Raw genomic sequence first — 16656 nt, forward strand, 5'->3', positions numbered from 1 at the left:
CGATGTGCCGAGATGATGAAAAAAAGCTTGTCGTATGTCCGACAAGCTTTTTCATTACTACCGTTCGATGGTTGCTTTTCTTTTCGTAAAGTCGACGTTCGGATAGTAGCGATTTTTCACGAGCACGTTCGGCCCTAAACATTTCACCGCAGGGCAATGACAGTTCAACGATTTCGCTAAATGTGATGTCATCCATCTATCATAAGCAGAAAGAAGCGAGTCGGTTTGAATGTTGCCGAGCGTTGGCTCATCACCAAAATCAGTAACAATAATGTCACCTGTAAAAATGTTCACATTTAATCGCGACCGGCCATCTGGATCGTTGCGCACCGTCACATTTTTGCTTTCGTATAAACGCTTTAACAACGCTAAATCTTCCTCATTGTCGCTGCACGGATAAAACGGTAACGTACCAAACAACATCCACACGTTTTCATCCCGTATATCGAGCAAATGATGAATCGTTTCGCGCAGTTCATCGAGCGTTAATGTTTCTAAGTTGCTCGCAAAATCGCTCGGATACATCGGATGCACTTCATGTCGTTTACAGCCCATGTCGTTTACAATTTGGCGATGAATCGTTTCTATATGTGGACGTGTTCGTTTATTTAACATCGTCTCGGCGGACACGATGATTCCCGTACGTGAAATCGCCCGTGCATTTTCAATCATGCGCATAAAATAACGCTCGCGCTGTGCGACAGTCGGCTTTTTTTCCATCATCGCAAAGCCGCCTTCAACGAAATCGTCGATCGTACCCCAATTGTGCGAAATGTGCAAAACATCTAAGTAAGGAATAATTTTTTCATATCGTTCTAAGTCGAGTGTTAAATTTGAGTTTATTTGTGTGCGCACCCCGCGCTCGTGTGCATATTTTAACAACGGCACGACGTATTGTTCGACAGACTTGAGCGAAAGCATCGGCTCGCCGCCTGTAATGCTTAACGAGCGCAAATGTGGAATTTCATCGAGGCGGCGAAGAAGAAGATCGAGAGGTAGCGCCTCAGGGTCTTTCGTGCGCAATGTATAACCGACAGCGCAATGTTCACAGCGCATATTGCAAAGGGTCGTTGTTGTAAACTCAATATTCGTTAACTGCATACTTCCATACTGTTCGACGTCCATATATGCTTCCCACGGATCAAATGTAGGGGAAATCGGTTGACGCAATAATGTTCCCATAACGAATCTCCTTTATTTTAAAAAGTAGGACTAACGATAATTATGCAAAGTGAACGGAATCGTTGTCAATGATGTTTCGATCGTGTACGATAAAGAAAAAGCGAGGTGACAACGTTGGGCAACGCGGTATCGGATCAAAATCTACAACTAACATATTTAAAAACGCGCTTAAATATGTTTCTCGAAGTGCTTGAAGCCATCGATCCAGAAACGACGGAGTTAGAAGATATTGACCGTCTTATTCAAATGATTGATGATTTAGAAATGAAATACGAGCGGTTTAAAAAAGATTGGGAAAAAAGTCGCTAAGCGGCTTTTTTTCGCGTTTGAAAAAGATGTATAATACAAGTGGAGAATTCGAAAAATTGTTACATATTGAACAAAGGGGAAGGGTTATAGGATGGAAAAGTTTCAAGAGAGTATGTACAAGCTAATCGTTGAGACGTCAACAAAATTGCCGAAAGATGTACGCCGCGCCATCGCTAAGGCGAAGATGCGTGAAAATGCTGGAACGAGGGCGGCCATGTCGCTTGCTACGATCGTACAAAACATTCAAATGGCAGATGAAAATGTATCACCGATTTGTCAAGATACGGGACTGCCGACGTTTAAAATTAAAGTCCCTGTAGGCGTCAATCAAATGGAAATGAAAGAAGCGATTCGTCGAGCGATCGCTGAAGCAACGAAAGACGGCAAATTGCGTCCAAACTCCGTTGATTCATTAACAGGTGAAAATAGCGGTGATAATTTAGGGATCGGACTGCCTGTTGTGAAATTTGAGCAATGGGAAAAAGATTATATTGATGTTCGTTTAATTTTAAAAGGTGGCGGCTGTGAAAATAAAAACATTCAATATAGCTTGCCATGTGAATTAGAAGGACTCGGTCGCGCAGGTCGCGATTTAGATGGCATTCGCAAATGTATTTTACATGCGGTATATCAAGCACAAGGACAAGGATGTAGCGCTGGATTTATTGGCGTCGGCATCGGTGGTGACCGTTCCGCTGGATACGACTTGGCGAAGGAACAACTATTCCGTTCTGTTGACGACGTCAACCCGAACGAAGACTTGCGCAAATTAGAAGAATACATTATGGAAGCAGCGAATAAACTCGGGATCGGCACGATGGGCTTTGGTGGTGAAACGACGTTGCTCGGCTGTAAAATCGGCGTCATGCACCGCATCCCCGCAAGCTTTTTCGTTTCTGTTGCATATAACTGTTGGGCGTTTCGACGTTTAGGAGTAAAAGTCAACCCAGAAACAGGTGACATTCAAGAATGGCTCTATCAAGAAGGCGACGACGTCGATTTTGCTAAAGAGCTAGAAAAAGTAGCGCAGTCTGTACAGACAGAAGGGCGAGAAATCGTTTTAGAAGCACCGCTGACAGAAGAACAAGTGCGAAATTTGAAAGTGGGCGATGTTGTCCGCATTAACGGCATGATGTACACAGGACGCGACGCGATTCATAAACATTTAATGGATCATGATGCTCCTGTCGATTTAAACGGTCAAATCATTTACCACTGTGGACCGGTCATGTTAAAAGATGAAAATGGAAAATGGCATGTGAAAGCTGCTGGTCCAACAACGAGCATTCGCGAAGAACCGTACCAAGGAGACATCATGAAAAAATTCGGCATTCGCGCCGTCATCGGAAAAGGTGGCATGGGTGCGAAGACGCTTGCCGCATTAAAAGAACACGGTGGCGTGTACTTGAACGCCATCGGTGGTGCCGCGCAATATTATGCTGACTGCATTCAATCTGTTGAAGGGGTTGACTTTTTAGAATTTGGTATTCCAGAAGCGATGTGGCATTTGCGTGTGAAAGATTTTACAGCGGTTGTGACGATGGATTCACACGGAAACAGCCTGCATGAAGACGTTGAAAAATCTTCGCTTGAAAAATTAGCCCAATTTAAAGAACGTGTATTTTAATGGAAATCCGTCTAGCGATGAGCTAGGCGGGTTTTTTATGTCCCTTTTTGCACAACCTATCATTGAAATGAATACGGAGGTGCAAGCAGTGAAAAAAACGATGATGTTGCTTTTCTTCTTTTTATGTTTGCCGCTCAGTCAAGTGGAGGCGATGTCGTGGGGGTTTAAGAGAAGTGAAAATCACATTCCCCCTTCTGCGGGAAAACCGTTAGACGAACTACTTGCCAAATACGATGCGTTTTATTTAGGAGACCCGACAAAAAAATATATTTACTTAACGTTTGATAACGGATATGAAAATGGCTATACGGCACAAATTTTAGACGTCCTAAAACAAAAAAAAGTTCCGGCGACGTTTTTCGTGACCGGTCATTATTTACAATCGGCTCCTGATTTAGTAAAACGAATGGTGAACGAAGGTCATATTGTCGGCAACCACTCATGGCATCATCCCGATTTAACGACGGTGAGTGATGAAAAGTTGCGTGAGGAGCTTGAAATGGTCAGAAAAAAAACAGAGCTGTTGACGGGGCAAAAGCATATGCGCTACCTTCGTCCCCCAAGAGGAATTTTCAATGAACGGACGCTTGCTATTGCGCGCGAGCTTGGTTATTACCATGTGTTTTGGTCGTTGGCGTTTGTCGATTGGCACGTTCACGATCAAAAAGGTTGGCCGTATGCTTACAACTATGTCATGAAGCAAATTCATCCCGGTGCGATTATATTGCTGCATACAGTGTCCAAAGACAATGCGGATGCGCTTGCAAAAATCATTGACGACTTGCGAAAAGAAGGATATGTTTTTAAAAGCTTAGACGATTTGATGATACAAAAAATGAACGTCCCTACTTGGCTTTTTTCCCTTTGACGATGTGCAAAGGGATTTGTTTCGTTATAATAGAAGGAAAAAAGGTAGGAATCGAGATGTGGCAACAACGAATCGAAGTAGAAGCTCCGTATGACTTTTCCCGCGTATTAGAGCGGCTAGCGCAAGACCCGTTATCCGCAGTAGACAGCGAAAAGCAACAACTAGCTATGCCGCTTTATATAAACGAAACTCCTGTTGTTGTTTCTGTTCGCGGCATCGGAATAAAACAAGCGCCGGCTTTTCTTGTTGAAGCGAACTATCCGGAGTTAAAAGATGCGATATTAGAGCGTCTTTCGCGCATATTGCATTGGGATCGCTCTCTTTTGCCAATTCACGAGCATTTTTTGCAAACAGAGTTGCGGGACATTTTTCTTGAACACGAAGGAACGCCGCTTGTGTTAGAGGCGGATGTATACTTTTGCCTCATCAAATGTATTATTCACCAGCAGCTACATATGAAAGTGGCGTACAAAATGACCGAGCGGTTTGTAAAAACGTTCGGTCGGGAAATGGACGGGCTTTGGTTTTATCCACGCCCCGAACAAATTGCTCGCTTATCGTACGACGAACTGAAAGCGTTGCAGTTTAGCCAAAAAAAGGCGGAATATATTATCGACGTTTCACGGCTTGTGGCAGAAGGAAAATTAGCGCTTGAGAAGCTAGCGGAGGCGACCGATGAAGAAGTGATGAACACGTTGCTTCCGTTGCGCGGCGTCGGTCCATGGACGGTACAAAACTTTTTGTTATTTGGGCTAGGTCGCCCGAATTTATTTCCGAAAGCAGATATCGGCTTACAGCGAGCGGTGCAAAAATTGCTTTCATTAGAAACGAAGCCTTCGCTGGCGCAAATGGAGGCGCTAAGCAAACGATGGGAGCCGTATTTAAGCTATGCGTCGCTTTATTTATGGAGAAGCATTGAATAGGAGAGAGAACGATGTTACAACAAGGACAACAATTTCCACTAACGATTAAACGGTTAGGGATCAACGGAGAAGGAGTCGGCTATTTTAAAAAACAAGTCGTGTTCGTTCCGGGGGCGCTTTCGGGAGAAGAAGTTGTCGTTCAAGCGACAAACGTATATCCGACGTATACCGAAGGGAAAATCGTGCGCATTCGCAAACGCTCCCCGCACCGCGTCAAACCGCTTTGTCCTGTTTATGACCAATGCGGTGGCTGCCAGCTGCAGCATCTTGACTATAACGCGCAACTCGAAGCGAAGCGCGATATCGTCATTCAAGCGCTAGAACGCCATAGTCGGTTGGATATCGAGGCGCTTGACATTCGCCCGACGATTGGAATGGACGACCCGTGGCACTATCGCAACAAAAGCCAATTTCAAGTGGGAGTGAAAAAAGGACGCGTCATCGCCGGGCTTTACAGCATGAACTCGCATGAACTGATTGACATTGACCGTTGCTTCATCCAGCATGACGCGACCAATCGCGTGACAACGGTCGTGAAAACGATTTTACAAGATTTACGCATTCCAATTTATCACGAACGGAAAAAAACGGGTGTCGTGCGTACAATTGTGGCTCGCGTTGGATTTTTTACAGGCGATGTACAATTAGTCATCGTGACAGCGACGAAAGAACTGCCGCGTAAAGAACTGTTCGTAGCGGAAGTGAAGCGGCGTTTGCCAGAAGTAAAATCAATCGCACAAAACATCAACGGGCAAAAAACGTCGCTTATTTTTGGTGATGAAACGGTCGTTCTTGCAGGCGAGCCGTACATTCAAGAAGTGCTTGGCGATTTTTCATTTGAACTATCCGCCCGCGCTTTTTTCCAGCTCAACCCGATTCAAACGGTGAAGCTATATGATGAAGTGAAAAAAGCAGCCGCGCTCACGAAAAACGAACGCGTCGTCGATGCGTATTGCGGCGTCGGCACGATCGGGCTTTGGCTTGCTCGTGAGGCGAAAGAAGTGCTCGGTATGGACACGATTCCAGAAGCGATTGACGATGCGCGCCAAAATGCCGAACGACACGGCTTTACAAACGTCACATATGCGGTCGGAAAAGCGGAGGAGCTATTACCAAAATGGGTGAAAGAAGGATGGAAACCCGACGTCATCGTCGTCGACCCACCGCGAACGGGCTGCGACCACGCTTTACTAAAAACGATGTTACAAGTGAAACCAAAAACGATTGTGTACGTTTCCTGTAACCCATCGAGCCTCGCCCGCGACATCGACACACTCGCGAAACAATACCGTGTCGAATACATCCAACCGTTCGACCTTTTCCCACATACCGCGCATGTGGAGAGTGTGGCGAAGTTGGTGAGGAGAGGAAAGTAATGGATGAATTATTGCATTGCATTGAAAAATATCTCAACGGTGAATTATCAGCAGAACAATTTTCTTATGAATTTCCCTCGATATATCTATTCTATATGCATGAGAGGAACATTGATGAGCAGTATGTCGATGCACTTGATGATATTTCTGAAGCTTGTGGTTGGTACGAACCGAATCCTCTACATAGGCAAGATGACGATGGCTACATTGGGGAGGAAGAACTAAGGGAAATTATTTTGGAGAAGTATCAATGGTTAAAAAGCACATAACCGAACATGGTTACGTGCTTTTTATGTTTTTATCGTTAAAAATGGGGCATGATTGATCACTTTCGGCATTTATACGTAATTTCAACAATTTCATCGGTGGTGACATAAAACATATCATCAAAGTCATCTGCGCGTTGGCAAAAATATTTTGGTTCAGTCGGAAACACTTCCAAAACAGTGACCTCTGTTCCGTCTTTTAGCCGTACAACATCCAATTCTTCCACAATCATTTGTTTCTCTCTCGTTTTTCGTTAAGGATGGTGATTGATTTTATTTCGTTTTCCGATACGCCAAAAACATAGCCTTTTCCTTTTGTTTCTTCGTTTGTAATTGTTAAGCTGTCTATTCCATCCTCATTATCCTCTCCGTCGCAGTAATCCAGGACGTATCCTTCCAACACATCTCCATCTTTAAATACAATTCGTACGTCTTTCCCAACATATTCCCATAATCTCATAGTGACTCTCCTTTTCTTTATTTTTTTTCGAACGTTCAATTTAAAATTAAAACAGCTTTAACTGCTCTGAATTGTGCATAAGCTCATGAAGTTTATCGACAACAGGGGCATTGTTGGTATTTATCATTATTTGAATGTCATCCATATCCTTGATTGTGTAAAATTGTTTAGCAGGGATAAAATATACTAATACTTTTTTGTTTAGCTTGGCAAGATTGATAATGTTATTCAATGTTCCTTTACTTTGCCCATTCCAAATCATAAAACCGTAATCTGCATTTTTCGCCATTTCTATATCTTTTGCCGCATAGTAATCAAATCCTTTTGTATTTGGTTCAACCTCCACCTTTTCTACTTCCCATTGTCCGATATTGTTTCTTGCTTTTCCATTTGTTGCATAAACTTTAACATTTCGATAATTCAACGAATGTAAAAACTTTTGTACTTGCTTATCGACTCCATTCGCATCTCCGACCAAAACAGTGAAATTGTTGTTTATAATGTTGGACAATCTTTCTTTTACTTGTTTATTCAAAATGGAAACTGCCCGTGGACCAGCGACGAATACTTTCATTTTAATTCACCTTCTTGTTTTTGTTATTGTGAGGACGTATACATTTTTAACATTCTCATCGGTTTTTAGCACTCTCACAGTTTCATGCAATGTTGCTCCGCTTGAGTATAAATCGTCCACAACTAATATATTGACCACTTTTAAAAATCTCTTGTTTCGCACAATTGAACCGGATAGTTCCTTTTTATCTGATTTGTCTAAATTTTTCGATTGATAAGTATTTATTTTTTCTAATACGTCATCATATGAGGGTACATGTAAGTAATTCGCAATTTGTTTGCTCAGTTCAAAAACGGGTTGGAACGTCCTGTTACGATTAGATGGAGGAACTGGGAGAACCACATTTACTTCTTTTACAGCATTCCAACGAGAAATAAATTGTACGATAAGAGCCATCATTTCATCTAGTTTCGTCCTGTCTTGATTATACTTGAATTGATACAATAACTCACCTAAATAACTTCTAGTTGTTTGAAAACGGTTGTGCCCCCATTCGTCGATACCGATGAATTCGCTTGTAATTGAATGATAATCTAGGGCATATCCTTCTTTCCAAATACCAACTAACCGAATAGGATTGATTTTGCGCAACAAGCTCCCCTCCCACGTTCTCGTTTTCCATATTTCTTCGACAATAGCTGTCAAATTCCTTGTATATTATTGTAAAAATATGCAAAAGAAAATCGAAAGTTTGCTTAGCGCTGTGGAAGAAAGCAGAAGTGAAATGAGATAATCATTTATTTTATGAAAAATGATCGCTTTTTGTTTTACACATTGCGTGAACAAGTTATAATTAGATTTGGAAATAAAAAGGAGGTATACGATGCTTACAGGTGAATTGCGCAATAAAGTCGATAAAATATGGGAAACGTTTTGGACGGGGGGAATTACAAACCCGCTAACCGTCATTGAACAGTTTACCTATTTGTTGTTTATGAAAGGTCTTGATGAAGCAGAAACGTATCGTGAACAAGAGGCGGCTATATTAGGTGTTGGTTTTGAACGGATGTTTCCAGAAGATAAGCAGCACCTTCGTTGGAGCAAATTTAAAAATTTAGAAGCATCGCAAATGTACGACATTGTATCGAACGAAGTGTTCCCGTTTATTAAAAGTTTGCATGGCAATAAAAATTCAGCGTACGCGAAATATATGAGCGATGCCATTTTTATGATTCCGACGCCACAAATGCTTGCGAAAATTGTCGATGGCATTGATAACATTCCGATGAAAGACCGCGATACAAAAGGGGATTTATACGAATATTTATTATCAAAAATCGCAACGGCAGGAACGAACGGTCAATTCCGTACGCCGCGCCATATTATCGAGATGATCGTCGACTTGATGAAACCGACTCCAGAAGATATGATCGTCGATCCAGCGGCAGGTTCAGCAGGATTTTTAGTGGCGGCGGGCGAATATTTGCGCAAAAACCATGCGGATTTATTTTTGGTGCAAGGATTAAAAGAACATTTTCATAACGATATGTTCCACGGCTTTGATATGGATCGCACGATGTTGCGTATTGGTGCAATGAATATGATGCTTCATGGCATTGAAAATCCGAATATTGAATATCGCGATTCCCTTTCCGAGCAAAATAAAGATAACGAGAAATATACGCTCGTTCTTGCCAACCCACCATTTAAAGGTTCGTTAGATTACGAAGCAGTTTCAAGCGACCTGCTGAAAATTACAAGAACGAAAAAAACAGAGCTATTGTTTTTAGCATTATTTTTGCGCATTTTGAAAAAAGGTGGACGTTGTGCCTGTATCGTTCCAGATGGGGTACTGTTCGGAAGCTCAACTGCCCATAAAGCGATTCGGAAAGAAATTGTCGAAAACCATAAGCTTGAAGCAATTATTTCGATGCCAAGCGGCGTGTTCAAACCGTACGCTGGTGTTTCGACGGCAATTATGATTTTCACAAAAACAGGCGTCGGCGGAACAGATCACGTCTGGTTTTACGACATGAAAGCCGATGGCTACTCATTGGACGACAAACGCAATCCAATTGAAGACAACGACATTCCCGACATCATTGAACGATTCCATAACCGTGAAGCAGAAAAAAAACGGAAGCGCACAGAGCAGTCGTTTTTCGTGCCGATAGAAGAAATTCGTGAAAATGAATATGATTTGTCGATTAACAAGTACAGAGAGATCGAGTATGAAGAAGTGCAGTATGAAGCGCCGAGTGTGATATTTGAAAGAGTGGAAGCGTTGGAAAAAGAGATTATGCAAGGATTACAAGAGTTGAAAAAGATGATTAGAGGGTAGTGTGAAGTTCTATGAATTTTAGAACATATAAGTTAAAAGATATAGGTGAAGTAATTACAGGAAATACACCTAGTAAAAGTAATAGTGAGTTTTATGATTCAAAGGATGTTATGTTTATCAAACCCGATGATTTGTATATAGATAGAATAACAATGTTAAACGAATCGAAAGAGTACTTATCTAATAAGGGTGCTGAACATGCTCGCATTTTGCCACAAGGTAGTGTTTTAGTTACATGTATTGGGATTATAGGTAAAATTGGTATACTAAAACAAGAAATGGCAGCATTTAATCAACAAATAAATGCTATTGTCCCTAATAAAAATATAGTCAATGAAAAGTACTTAGCTTATAAAATATGGAATGATAGAAAAAAACTTCAGCGTATAGCAAATGCACCTGTAGTTCCAATTATTAATAAAAGGCAATTTTCAGACTTCCAAATTGAGATACCTCCGATAGATTATCAACTCAAAGTTGTTGACGTTTTAGACAAAGCCCAAGAACTTATCGACAAACGAAAAGCCCAAATTGAAGCGTTAGACCAGTTAATGCAAAGTGTGTTTTTGGAGATGTTTGGGGATTTAAAAGGGAGACAGGTATCTTTAAGTGAACTATGCTATATTAATCCTTCAAAAAAAGAAATAGAGAATATGGATAAAAACCTTCCTGTTACATTTTTACCGATGGCAAATGTATCAGAGAATGGAGAACTCAATCTTTCTGAAAGTAGGCTAATAAAAGAAGTTTTCGATAGTTTTACTTATTTTCGGGAAGGGGATGTTCTGTTCGCAAAAATAACCCCTTGTATGGAAAATGGAAAAGGGGCAATAGCACGCAAATTAATAAATAATATAGGGTTTGGCTCAACAGAATTTCATGTTTTAAGACCAAAAGAGAATGTCAATAGCACATGGCTATATTATTTAACGAGTTTACAGTCTTTTCGGAAGCAAGCAGAAATGAATATGACTGGTAGTGCTGGTCAGAAACGTGTGCCAAAACAATTCTTTAGCAAATATAAAGTGGTGTTACCTCCTATCGAACGTCAAAATCAATTTGCCGAAATAGTACAGAAAATACAAGTTCAAAAAGAGGTGATGAAGAAAAGCCTAACCGAACTCGAAAACAATTTCAACTCCCTCATGCAACGGGCGTTTAGGGGAGAGTTGTTCAACGATTAGTAAATGTAAAAGAAATTCGTGCTGGTCAAGGGAGGGGATTGAGTGTTATCTAACTTTCATTTTTTAGTAGGCAAGCCCCATTACGAAAGCTTTGCGTCTGCGTGTGTGGAGGCAGAGAAAAGTTTGGTTGTGAGTCCGGCGACGTGCGCGATTTTGACGCGCCGCGCGCTCGAGCTTGCGGTGAAGTGGGTGTACAGCTTTGATAGCGCGTTAAAAGCACCGTATCAAGACAATTTATCGAGCTTAATTCACGATCACGGGTTTATGGCAATTATTGACGAAGAGTTGTTGCCGCTGTTGCGCTATATTGTGAAGCTAGGAAACGTTGCGGTTCATACAAATGCGATGATTACGAGGGAAGAAGCGATTCTTTCGTTGCATCATCTTCATCAATTTGTTTCTTGGATTGACTATTGTTATTCCGATGAATATACCGCGACAGACTTTGACGAATCGCTGCTGCAAATGGGTGAGGAGAAGCGTGAACGTCCAGAGGAGCTAAAAGATTTATATGAACGGTTAAGCTCGAAAGACAAACGTCTTGAAGAAATGATGAAAGAAAACGAAAAACTTCGCGCGCTTCTTACCGCTAAAAGGGAAGAAAATACGAAAGAGTACGATTTCCAAGTTGACGAGTTAAGTGAATATGAAACAAGAAAGAAATATATTGATCTCGACTTGAAACTGGCAGGTTGGGAGTTTAAAAAAGACGTTGTTGAGGAATATCCTGTCGTTGGCATGCCGAATCAAGAAGGAGTCGGTTATGTCGACTACGTCCTTTTTGGCGATAACGGGAAGCCACTTGCGGTTATCGAAGCGAAACGGACAACCACTGACCCGAACAAAGGAAAACAACAGGCGAAGTTGTACGCCGACTGCATCGAAAACATGCACGGTCAACGCCCGATTATTTTTTACACAAACGGTTTTGAAACGTACATTTGGGACGACCTTAACTATCCGGCGCGGAAAGTTTCTGGTTTTTACAATAAAGAAGAGTTAAGTTTACTCATCGATCGTCGGACGATGAAAAAGCCTTTTAACTATGTGCAAATTGACGAAAACATCATCAACCGTTACTATCAAAAAGAAGCGGCGTTAGCTGTATGCGATGCGCTCGAGAAAAAACAGCGCAAAGCGTTGCTTGTTATGGCGACGGGGAGTGGCAAAACGCGAACAGCGATCGCGATTGTTGATGTGCTTATGCGTCACAATTGGGTAAAAAATGTTTTATTTTTAGCTGATCGGAAAACGCTTGTCACGCAGGCGAAAAATAACTTCAGTCACCTGCTTCCGAATTTAACGCTATGTAATTTGCTTGACAACAAAGATAACCCAGAAGAAAGCCGTATGGTATTTTCGACATATCCAACGATGATGAATGCGATTGACGAAGCGAAGCGAAAAGACGGCAAACGCCTCTTTACCGTCGGACATTTTGACTTAATTATCGTCGATGAATCGCATCGCAGCATTTATAAAAAATATCGGGCGATTTTTGACTACTTTGACGCAATATTGCTCGGGCTGACCGCCACACCAAAAGATGAAATTGACCGCAATACGTATGAAGTGTTTGATTTAGAAAACGGTGTGCCGACCTATGCCTATGAGTTAGATCAAGCGGTGAAAGACGGATATTTAGTCGATTATCGGACGATTGAAACAACGCTGAAGTTTCTTGAAGAAGGCATTCGTTACGATGACTTATCTGATGAAGAAAAAGAACGATATGAAGAAACGTTTGACGACGAAGTGGGCGAGGATATTGACAGTGCCGCATTAAACGAATGGCTGTTTAACGATGATACGATTGATACAGTATTAAGAAATTTAATGGAGAAAGGAATTCGCGTCGAAGGTGGGGACAAACTCGGCAAAACGATTATTTTTGCGAAAAATCACCGCCACGCAGAACGGATTGTCGAGCGTTTCGATCGATTGTATCCTGAATATAAAGGCGGCTTTGCGCGCGTCATTGATTATAGCGTCAATTACTACCAAACGTTAATTGATGATTTTTCAGATCGAAACAAATTACCGCAAATTGCCGTGTCCGTTGATATGCTTGACACAGGAGTTGATATTCCAGAAGTCGTCAATCTTGTCTTTTTCAAAAAGGTACGTTCGAAAGCGAAGTTTTGGCAAATGATCGGACGCGGTACGCGTTTATGTAAAGATTTATTAGGCATCGGTCAAGATAAAACGCATTTTCTTATTTTTGATTACTGTGGGAACTTTGAGTTTTTCCGCGAAAACCCGAAAGGAATCGACGGGGAGATAGGAGAGAGTTTAACGGAGCGTTTGTTTAACGCCAAAGTTGAAATGATTAAAGAGCTCCAACATTTACGTTACCAAGAGGAAGAATATATTGCTTATCGCAACGAATTAATTGATGATGTACTTGTACAAATCAAGAAGTTAAACGAAGAAAGCTTTCGTGTAAGGCAATCCATTCAATATGTGCATAAGTTTAAAAACCGCGCGAATTGGGATTCGTTGACGGCGGTAGATGTCAATGAGCTTCAACAATACATTGCGCCGCTTATTGTTCCGCTTAGTGATGATGAATTTGCAAAGCGGTTTGATTTACTTATGTATACGATTGAACTAGCAAAACTGCAAACGAAAAATGCCACAAAACCGATTCGTAGTGCGATTCGCACCGCAGAGGCGTTATCTAAGCTCGGTTCAATTCCTCAAGTCGCGGAACAAAAATATATTATTGAAAAAGTGCAGACGGAAGAGTTTTGGAAAGAAGCGGATCTTTTTGAACTAGAAGCTGTTCGTGAAGCGTTGCGTGAATTAGTGAAATTTCTGGAACGAGAAACGAGAAAAATTTACTACACGAATTTCAAAGATCAAGTGTTGGAAGTGAAAGAAAATGGCTCGATGTTAGAAGTAAATGACTTAAGAAATTATCGCAAAAAAGTCGAGCATTACCTTCACGAACATCGCGACCAGTTAGCGATTTACAAACTGCGCCATAATAAAAAGTTAACGGTACAAGATTTACGCACGTTAGAACATATTCTTTGGAACGAACTCGGGACGAAAGCCGATTATGAAAAAGAATTTGGGGATACACCCATTATGAAACTTGTGCGCAAAACGGTCGGGCTTGACCCACAAGCAGCTAACGAGGCATTTTCCGAATTTTTATCAAACGAACGGCTAAACATTCACCAAAGCCGCTTTGTCAAATTGATCGTTGATTACTTTGTGAAAAATGGCGTGATGGACAAAAAAGTATTGCAAGAAGAACCGTTTAAAACGGTCGGAAGCATTGTCGATTTGTTTAAAGATAACTTAGATGATGCACGTAAAATTATTAGCATTATCGATGAGATTAATCGAAATTCAGAAGATATTGTCGGAGCATAGGACGATTTAACTTTTCCGCTTTTTTCGTATAAAAAAGCCAAAACAAATCCCCAGAGAGCGCGCTGTTTGTTCTCTGGGGGTATTAGTGGCGTAAATATTTTTCTAACGCTTCTACATCATTTGCATCGGTTAATATGCTTAAAGCCCAATTGTAAGGAGATTCGTGAAAGCCCATTGGATCAATCATTAACGAACGAACAACACCTGACTTTTTGATAAGCTCTTTTGCTTCAGTTTCACATTTTTCAAATTCGACAATAAGTTCACGAATAATATGCTGAACCATAATTTCGATTTCTTTTGGAATGGTCATAGACATGAGCCCCTTTGCACTTTTATGCATAGTCATCGCACCATACACGAAAAGCGACATCATCGATATGCTATTATTTCTCCATTTTCTTCGCCAAATCAGCAACCTCGCTAATTGTAAGCCCTGTTCGTTTTGCAATTTCGTGAATCGGTAGTACGTCTAATAAATTTTTTGCTATTTCAAGTGTTTTTTCGTGCACTTCTTTTTCTTGCTCAAACTCTTCGACAAGTAAGCGCATGACTTTGTTCATTTTCATCCACTCCTTTATTTTTTGTGCATATTGTTCGTCAATAAACTTATCGGTAGCGGTTAAAATGCCAGCAATGACGTGCAATTGTGTTTGTTCGTTGTGAATATTTTTTGCCAATTCAATCGTTTTTTCAATCATCATTTGTCGGTCAAAACGGCTATGCATAAGCGGAACGAGAATGAGCTTCATCGTTTCCTCTTCTGTTAGCGGTTCATTGTTGCAAATTTTTTCTTCGATCGTTGCAAAAATTGCATCACCGTTGTACTCAGAAAGCAACACGGCTTTGGAAGAAATACATCACCAGCGTAAAATTGTTCATATTTTCGTGTGACATCACTTGTATAAATGACCACGATACGAATGTGTCTCAGTTGTTTTTCTTGTTTATAGTATGTGTACAAAATCCGGTAAGCATAATCGAGGTATTTCAGATGATTGTCGATAAACCGTTCATTGCTTTCGTATTCGAGTAGGAGAATAGAATCGTCTTCGAGAAGAAATAATGTGTCAGAACGCTTTTCATCAGCTCGCACCGCTGGGAATTCGCTCGGCAGAAGCGCTTTAATTTTCGGAAGATCATGGAGGCCGTACACATCAAGCGCTTGATTACGATACAATTCGCTTAGCGATTTAAACAAAATATCTTTAGCGTGATACGATATTCCGTGCGCCATTTTGTTGCCCTCCGCTTTTTACTATTATTATACCTGTTGTCTCCTTTCATTGTCATCATTTGTTAGAATTTTGTCATAACAATCCGTCACCGCAGTGTTGTTAAGGAAAATGGGGTATACTGAAAAACAAATGGAACTACAATTTTTGTGTATGGAGTGAGAAGCAGTGAAAAAAGAACAAGTGTTGGACAGGAACATTTCATGGGGGCAGGAAATATGTTGAACACAAATTGGAACTTTGATAATAGCTACGCTCGTTTACCTGAGCGATTTTTTACGAGGCTTCATCCAACGCCTGTTCGTGATCCGAAGCTTGTTGTGCTCAATCGTTCGCTTGCGGAGGAGCTTGGATTAAATAGAGAGGCGTTGGCGAGTGAAGAAGGAGTGGCGGTGTTTGCGGGAAATCGTGTGCCAGAAGGGGCAGAACCTTTGGCGCAGGCGTATGCAGGGCATCAGTTTGGGTATTTTAATATGCTTGGCGACGGGCGAGCTATTTTGCTTGGGGAGCATGTGACGCCAAGTGGAGAACGGGTGGATATTCAGCTAAAAGGTTCGGGGCGGACGCCGTATTCGCGTGGTGGGGATGGTCGAGCGGCGCTTGGACCGATGCTTCGGGAGTATATCATTAGCGAGGCGATGGACGCGCTTCGGATTCCGACGACGAGAAGTTTAGCGGTCGTGACGACAGGGGAAGTGGTGATACGAGAGACGGAACTTCCAGGGGCGATTTTGACGCGCGTAGCTGCGAGCCATGTACGTGTCGGGACGTTTCAATATGCGGCACGCTTTTTATCTAAAGAGGAATTGCAAGCGTTAGCCGATTATGCGATCGAGCGGCATTATCCAAACGGAGAACAGACGTCCAATCGCTATGCTTTTTTGCTTGAAGAAGTGATGAAAAAGCAGGCGGCGCTTGTGGCAAAGTGGCAGTTAGTCGGGTTTATTCATGGGGTGATGAACACCGATAATATGACGATTAGCGGCG

16 protein-coding genes and 1 pseudogene are annotated in these 16656 nt (G+C 41.6%); 10 read left to right on the forward strand and 7 right to left on the reverse strand.

Going from position 1 to position 16656, the window contains the following annotated elements; all coding sequences use genetic code 11:
- Window positions 1-57: 57 nt before the first annotated feature.
- Window positions 58-1182, reverse strand: a complete 1125-nt coding sequence (gene yfkAB / locus V7Z64_RS05960) for a radical SAM/CxCxxxxC motif protein YfkAB (RefSeq protein ID WP_297992437.1) — start codon at window positions 1180-1182, stop codon at window positions 58-60.
- 114 nt (window positions 1183-1296) lie between these two features.
- Here yfkAB and V7Z64_RS05965 point away from each other — a divergent pair, with 114 nt between their 5' ends.
- The 6 genes from V7Z64_RS05965 (at window position 1297) to V7Z64_RS05990 (ending at window position 6554) form a co-directional block, all read left to right on the forward strand.
- A complete protein-coding gene (locus V7Z64_RS05965; protein ID WP_003397893.1) occupies window positions 1297-1491 on the forward strand; it encodes an SE1561 family protein in 195 nt (64 codons plus the stop codon).
- A 91-nt stretch (window positions 1492-1582) separates the two neighbouring features.
- Window positions 1583-3118, forward strand: coding sequence for a fumarate hydratase (locus V7Z64_RS05970; RefSeq protein ID WP_297992433.1), 1536 nt, complete (start codon window positions 1583-1585; stop codon window positions 3116-3118).
- Window positions 3119-3218: 100 nt separating this feature from the next.
- Entirely contained in the window at window positions 3219-3986 is a 768-nt protein-coding gene (gene pdaA / locus V7Z64_RS05975) for a delta-lactam-biosynthetic de-N-acetylase (protein ID WP_297992462.1), read from the forward strand.
- A 56-nt stretch (window positions 3987-4042) separates the two neighbouring features.
- Window positions 4043-4909 (forward strand): DNA-3-methyladenine glycosylase family protein, encoded by an 867-nt coding sequence (locus V7Z64_RS05980; protein WP_297992431.1) that lies wholly within the window; start codon window positions 4043-4045, stop codon window positions 4907-4909.
- A gap of 11 nt (window positions 4910-4920) precedes the next feature.
- A complete protein-coding gene (gene rlmD / locus V7Z64_RS05985; RefSeq protein ID WP_297992428.1) occupies window positions 4921-6285 on the forward strand; it encodes a 23S rRNA (uracil(1939)-C(5))-methyltransferase RlmD in 1365 nt (454 codons plus the stop codon).
- Window positions 6285-6554 (forward strand): hypothetical protein, encoded by a 270-nt coding sequence (locus V7Z64_RS05990; RefSeq protein WP_297992426.1) that lies wholly within the window; start codon window positions 6285-6287, stop codon window positions 6552-6554. The genes rlmD and V7Z64_RS05990 overlap by 1 nt, the downstream gene beginning before the upstream one ends.
- A 56-nt stretch (window positions 6555-6610) precedes the next feature.
- Here V7Z64_RS05990 and V7Z64_RS05995 read toward each other — a convergent pair whose 3' ends face one another.
- From V7Z64_RS05995 to V7Z64_RS06010, 4 genes are read right to left on the reverse strand one after another with little or no spacing between them, the layout of a single operon-like run.
- Window positions 6611-6784: a hypothetical protein gene (locus tag V7Z64_RS05995; RefSeq protein WP_297992424.1), complete on the reverse strand. Its 174-nt coding sequence runs from the start codon at window positions 6782-6784 to the stop codon at window positions 6611-6613.
- Window positions 6781-7011 (reverse strand): hypothetical protein, encoded by a 231-nt coding sequence (locus tag V7Z64_RS06000; protein ID WP_183249065.1) that lies wholly within the window; start codon window positions 7009-7011, stop codon window positions 6781-6783. The genes V7Z64_RS05995 and V7Z64_RS06000 overlap by 4 nt, the downstream gene beginning before the upstream one ends.
- Before the next feature lie 46 nt (window positions 7012-7057).
- The gene (locus V7Z64_RS06005; RefSeq protein WP_297992418.1) at window positions 7058-7585 is read right to left on the reverse strand and encodes a hypothetical protein; all 528 of its coding nucleotides are present in this window, start codon (window positions 7583-7585) and stop codon (window positions 7058-7060) included.
- 6 nt (window positions 7586-7591) lie between these two features.
- The gene (locus V7Z64_RS06010) at window positions 7592-8176 is read right to left on the reverse strand and encodes a ComF family protein (protein WP_297992415.1); all 585 of its coding nucleotides are present in this window, start codon (window positions 8174-8176) and stop codon (window positions 7592-7594) included.
- Between the two features lie 232 nt (window positions 8177-8408).
- Between V7Z64_RS06010 and V7Z64_RS06015 the strand changes: the two genes are divergently transcribed.
- The 3 genes from V7Z64_RS06015 to V7Z64_RS06025 are packed head-to-tail and all read left to right on the forward strand — an operon-like array spanning window position 8409 to window position 14434.
- Window positions 8409-9866 carry a type I restriction-modification system subunit M gene (locus V7Z64_RS06015; RefSeq protein WP_297992413.1) on the forward strand — a complete coding sequence of 486 codons (1458 nt, stop codon included), beginning with the start codon at window positions 8409-8411 and terminating at the stop codon, window positions 9864-9866.
- Window positions 9867-9877: 11 nt separating this feature from the next.
- Window positions 9878-11050: a restriction endonuclease subunit S gene (locus V7Z64_RS06020; RefSeq protein ID WP_297992411.1), complete on the forward strand. Its 1173-nt coding sequence runs from the start codon at window positions 9878-9880 to the stop codon at window positions 11048-11050.
- A gap of 42 nt (window positions 11051-11092) precedes the next feature.
- Complete coding sequence (locus tag V7Z64_RS06025; RefSeq protein ID WP_297992410.1) at window positions 11093-14434, forward strand: DEAD/DEAH box helicase family protein; 3342 nt, start codon at window positions 11093-11095, stop codon at window positions 14432-14434.
- An 82-nt stretch (window positions 14435-14516) separates the two neighbouring features.
- Here V7Z64_RS06025 and V7Z64_RS06030 read toward each other — a convergent pair whose 3' ends face one another.
- Entirely contained in the window at window positions 14517-14747 is a 231-nt protein-coding gene (locus V7Z64_RS06030) for a hypothetical protein (RefSeq protein WP_297992408.1), read from the reverse strand.
- 73 nt (window positions 14748-14820) lie between these two features.
- Window positions 14821-15671, reverse strand: a pseudogene (locus V7Z64_RS06035) (transcriptional regulator).
- A 216-nt stretch (window positions 15672-15887) separates the two neighbouring features.
- Here V7Z64_RS06035 and V7Z64_RS06040 point away from each other — a divergent pair.
- A partial coding sequence (locus tag V7Z64_RS06040; protein ID WP_334109723.1) for a protein adenylyltransferase SelO family protein occupies window positions 15888-16656 on the forward strand: 769 nt, incomplete at its 3' end.

It is taken from the genome of Anoxybacillus sp. (assembly GCF_036834105.1).
GTDB lineage: Bacteria > Bacillota > Bacilli > Bacillales > Anoxybacillaceae > Anoxybacillus.

What these genes read in the sequence shown, in the direction of transcription:
- yfkAB (WP_297992437.1), bottom strand. Translation starts at nt 1,182, where the DNA reads ATGGGAACATTATTGCGTCAACCGATTTCCCCTACATTTGATCCGTGG.
- V7Z64_RS05970 (WP_297992433.1), top strand. Translation starts at nt 1,583, where the DNA reads ATGGAAAAGTTTCAAGAGAGTATGTACAAGCTAATCGTTGAGACGTCA.
- pdaA (WP_297992462.1), top strand. Translation starts at nt 3,219, where the DNA reads ATGATGTTGCTTTTCTTCTTTTTATGTTTGCCGCTCAGTCAAGTGGAG.
- V7Z64_RS05980 (WP_297992431.1), top strand. Translation starts at nt 4,043, where the DNA reads ATGTGGCAACAACGAATCGAAGTAGAAGCTCCGTATGACTTTTCCCGC.
- rlmD (WP_297992428.1), top strand. Translation starts at nt 4,921, where the DNA reads ATGTTACAACAAGGACAACAATTTCCACTAACGATTAAACGGTTAGGG.
- V7Z64_RS05990 (WP_297992426.1), top strand. Translation starts at nt 6,285, where the DNA reads ATGGATGAATTATTGCATTGCATTGAAAAATATCTCAACGGTGAATTA.
- V7Z64_RS05995 (WP_297992424.1), bottom strand. Translation starts at nt 6,784, where the DNA reads ATGATTGTGGAAGAATTGGATGTTGTACGGCTAAAAGACGGAACAGAG.
- V7Z64_RS06000 (WP_183249065.1), bottom strand. Translation starts at nt 7,011, where the DNA reads ATGAGATTATGGGAATATGTTGGGAAAGACGTACGAATTGTATTTAAA.
- V7Z64_RS06005 (WP_297992418.1), bottom strand. Translation starts at nt 7,585, where the DNA reads ATGAAAGTATTCGTCGCTGGTCCACGGGCAGTTTCCATTTTGAATAAA.
- V7Z64_RS06015 (WP_297992413.1), top strand. Translation starts at nt 8,409, where the DNA reads ATGCTTACAGGTGAATTGCGCAATAAAGTCGATAAAATATGGGAAACG.
- V7Z64_RS06020 (WP_297992411.1), top strand. Translation starts at nt 9,878, where the DNA reads ATGAATTTTAGAACATATAAGTTAAAAGATATAGGTGAAGTAATTACA.
- V7Z64_RS06030 (WP_297992408.1), bottom strand. Translation starts at nt 14,747, where the DNA reads ATGACCATTCCAAAAGAAATCGAAATTATGGTTCAGCATATTATTCGT.